Origin of the sequence: Photobacterium sp. OFAV2-7, assembly GCF_022347985.1 — a bacterium.
In the GTDB taxonomy this organism is placed as follows: domain Bacteria; phylum Pseudomonadota; class Gammaproteobacteria; order Enterobacterales; family Vibrionaceae; genus Photobacterium.
The window spans coordinates 1-3627 of the sequence record NZ_JAKRFQ010000524.1; the positions used below are offsets into that span (position 1 = coordinate 1).

2 protein-coding genes are annotated in these 3627 nt (G+C 43.8%); both read right to left on the bottom strand.

All coding sequences use genetic code 11. The annotated features are described in order from the left end of the window. Nucleotides 1-140: 140 nt before the first annotated feature. Nucleotides 141-512 carry a hypothetical protein gene (locus MHN01_RS20225; protein ID WP_239413048.1) on the bottom strand — a complete coding sequence of 124 codons (372 nt, stop codon included), beginning with the start codon at nucleotides 510-512 and terminating at the stop codon, nucleotides 141-143. Nucleotides 513-568: 56 nt separating this feature from the next. Then, nucleotides 569-3627, bottom strand: a 3059-nt coding sequence (locus MHN01_RS20230; RefSeq protein WP_239413049.1) for a hypothetical protein, incomplete at its 5' end; no start/stop codon positions are given.

Sequence of the window (3627 nt, forward strand, 5' to 3'; positions counted from 1 at the left end):
CTTCTCACTGTCTAAATGAGAAACACCTTTCCCTACACTCCCTCAATACTTATATTGAAAGAAACGCATTACTCACATACATATAGATAAACAAGACTAAAAAAGGCAGTTAACCTGCCTTTTTTAGTAACTGATGCTAGTTACTCCCATAATGCTGATGTTAACTGGCCCAACTTCTTCCGGATCCCATCGTCAATCATAATTTTGGGAGAGTTACTATCGTTTGTATCGCTATTTTCGACTATAAGAACCTTGCCATCTACACTCAGGGTATGAGTATGGTATACCCCTCGCTTGATATTGTAGGCTTTATTCGGTTCCATATCCCATGAAGCAATATCAATAATATTATTCTCCTTATCGAGCTCTGCACAGAATAAAATGCACCTTCCAGAAAGCAAAACAAAGACTTCATCAGTTTCGTTATGACACTGAAAGTTATCAATCTTCTCTACTTCTAATTCATCTATATAATTGAGCATTGCGACTCTCCATGATTGAAAATCAATCATTGGAGAGTAGCCCTCCTCATTATATTCAGACACTTCTAATAAATGGCTAGTCAAAATCACCCCAGCAGCATTGAAGATGGAATAGATACAGTAATTTCTTTAACCGTACCTGATCGGGCAAATATATGATGGCTAAACTCGTCACCAAGAGACAATCCTGGTACAAAAACGCTATCGTTATTATTCAGAACAACCTTAATTGCCCCTTCACCCTCTTCCAACAAACGATAGATTACAGGTACCTGACAATAGGTATAAGCCAACGTATCTTCAGGTAGAACGACTGTCTGGTTCTCACCGGCGAGAGTAATGAAATCAAACCGCTCTCCCGAGGACAAGAACTCCGATTTTCTTAGCAGGGAAGGTTTAAAATGAATGATTCCTTCTTCAACACACAGCCCCAACTCTCCAAAACGAGTCAGGATCTCTTCTTTCACTTGACCTGTCATCCCTGGCTGCTGCGCACCAGCATGTTTCGGCGTATGCGAATATGGATCTGTCGGAAACGCGCCATAGTTTTCTGGTGTTTTATTAAAGCCGATCCCCAAGCGAACTTTGTAATAGTACTCGGACAGTTTTTGGGTCGCCTTAGAGTGCGGATCTCTCTCCCACGCAGCAAAATAGTTTTCCTGAACAGCTAGCAATAGCTTGGATACCATATGCCAGTAGATACATCCCAAACCTTCATAGCCAAACATTGTGCCAGAGCGCCCAGTGAATGCCTGATGGTTAAAGACTTCTTCATAACAGTCCAATATATCTGCAATAGTTTCTTGATCAATATCCTTATAATCAGATTCAACACTATTCAAAGCCGCCAATAAATAGCCGGCATTCTCGAAACTGGCATTGAAGTGATAGTGACCATCGGCATCAGGTTCTATCAAACGATGATCACTGTTATGTGACATCTGTCGAAGCAGAGCATTACTGTATACCCTCGATGCATCGATCTTATTCTTATTGATAAAACTGGTTAATTCCCGATCCGGATAGAGCATAAAGCTTTGCTGATCTTCACGGAACATATCGCTGGCATAGAGGTTATCCAGCAACTTAACGGCTTGTTCAGGTGTCAATACCCCGGAACTCAATACAGCGACTTGCCCTTCTAGCATCGGGTACAGCTCGTTAACACTGGCATTCTCTGCTGTGTAGCTGATGATATTATAAGCATTGTACAGGCCATCCTGACGACGGTTTGCTTCAATACCTTGATCAATCACGGCTAAGCTGACATCTAACAGCTGGTTAATAACCTGACTGTCAATTTTAGTCTTCCCGGAAAAGCCACTATTGTCATAGACAGTTGTACGGTAGGTACTGGCAGCACTGGCCAGTTTGCTCAACAGTGATTTCCGTGTCTGTCTGGTAACGCTTTTCTGCCTAAGCTCGCTCTTTGCCTCAGTTAAGGTCTGGGTAGTTGCAATGGTCCAATCAACCAATTCTGAAGAGAGATCAATCCACAATGAATCGTCTTTTAGCAATGCTTGTAAGAAGGCTACATAGCGGCGCATGTAGTAAAGCGTCACCATCGACAGTCCATTACCGACAATAGCATTGTTGGCATCATTCCACTCGGGACGCTGAGTGTTCAGCCAAATACCGCCATCAACAACAAGGTTGCCTAACTTAGCAAGCAGAGGTACCAGCAGTTTCTCAACCAGATTAACCAAATAAACATCACCATGCTCATCTAGCAACAACCGACCATCACTCCCTAACTCTGCAACCTTGTCACCAATAAGATCTTGCTTGGCTTGGTTGAACAGCACAGTATTCTTAGGATCATCAAACAGCTCCTCAGATGCCTTGATTTCATATGGCACATTTGAGTAACTGAAGATATCGCTCGTCAAGAGTGTATGCAGCTCGTTAGGCTGGTACTTCTTTGATAGCTCAAGGAACTTCAATAGATAAATGATCTGGTGGTCGCCCCAGTAACCAATGTTGCTCCACGGATCTTCCGGGTCAAGGATTTCCCAATCCACTCCTTCCTTAGTAATACGATATGGATTGTATCCGTCAACGGTCGATGCATTGACAAACTTGGCGATAAAGGACTTGATAAAGCTCGGATAGCTGAGAGCAAGCGCTTCCCAATTCTGGAAAATGTCACGCCAGTTGCCCTGGTAAGACAGTAATCGCTCACCGTCAGAGTCTTTAACCTTAATTTCAAAATGATTCCAAGGACGACTCGGATCGCCATGGCGACGCCCGAATGTCAAAGGCAAGTATTCATAGCTGAGACGTACCAGTTGTTTGTCATTTTGTTCAGCAGCTAAAGCCAACAAGTCTTCATAACTGATTCGATTTGGCAATGATGCCAATAAACTGGAATTACGGGATGCTACTAATGCGTTGGAGCTGGTCAGGGCCTTAATAAAATCTTGTTTATCAATCCAGTACTGATCAACAACCACGCCTCCACGCATATTATTAAACAACACATTGGCATAGTGATGAACCGTCGTTTCTTCTTCCGCAGTTTTCTGCCAAGCGTCACTACCTGCCATCAGCATAAGCAGCTCTTTATGGTTTTCTTTCACCGAACGACTGATGTCGGCTTCTACTGCCTGTGCTGTCATCAGGCGCTGTTTCATCTCGAATACATCGGAATGGCTCTGCTCAATATCAGCAATGATCTGCCAGCGACTCTCTTCTTCCGAACTCAGTTCACAGCTCTTCGCGATGAAATACGCTCCGCGAAGGCCACGCTTCAGCGCTTCGCTTTCTACCTGCTTACCACGACGAAAATCACCAAGCTGCTCACTTGATAACAAAATCGCCTCGCAATCATCAGCAATACTGAATACCGTTGTCGCCCTTAAAGACTCGGCAGGCTCAGCCCGATCACTAAGCTTGGCATACATGCTATATGTCACCAAAGTCGTATCCTGAACACGCTCATTCCATTTATAGGCATCAACTAACGCACTGCGATCCTGCAAAGCCGATAATGGCGCACCAGACGGCAAGATATTTTGAATACCATCAACAAGCTCCAGTTTCACAGGCTGGCTTGAATGGTTTTTCAACGTTGATGTTCTGACGAAACCATACTTGTCGCTGGTACTCCACTGGTATTTAAAACTCAGCGACAAATCCAAGTTCA

Excerpts from the sequence above, each read along its gene's own strand:
- MHN01_RS20225 (WP_239413048.1), bottom strand. The coding sequence starts at position 512 with ATGATTGATTTTCAATCATGGAGAGTCGCAATGCTCAATTATATAGAT.